Annotated in this window: 1 pseudogene; it reads left to right on the forward strand. The window is 57.8% G+C overall.

The features are described from left to right. Positions 1-46: 46 nt before the first annotated feature. A pseudogene (locus tag EN935_RS40345) lies at positions 47-415 on the forward strand (dihydroorotase); the annotation flags it as partial.

Consider the following 415-nt stretch of genomic DNA (forward strand, 5'->3'; position numbering starts at 1 on the left):
TCTCCCTGCTCTGGCTCCTGTTCTTGATTGCATGGAAAGGATTGGCATGCCCGTCTTGATCCATGGCGAATCCACGGACCCTTCCGTGGATGCGTTCGACCGGGAATCTGTATTTATGGAACAGAGCCTGTTGCCGCTGCTGAAGCGCCATCAAGGATTGAAGGTGGTGCTCGAACACGTCACGACCGCCGAGACTCTCGATATTGTGCGTTTTCACGCCGGACGTGTCGCGGGTACGATCACGCCACATCATCTGCTGCTCAATCGCTCCTCGCTATTCCAAGGCGGCTTGAGGCCCCATCTATACTGTTTGCCACTCGCCAAGCGCGAGCGCCACCGCTTGGCTCTTCGCAAGGCCGCCACGTCGGGCGATGGCAATTTCTTCATTGGCACCGACACTGCACCACATGTGCGC

It is taken from the genome of Mesorhizobium sp. M7D.F.Ca.US.004.03.1.1, from assembly GCF_003998635.1.
Classification (GTDB): Bacteria; Pseudomonadota; Alphaproteobacteria; order Rhizobiales; family Rhizobiaceae; genus Mesorhizobium; species Mesorhizobium loti.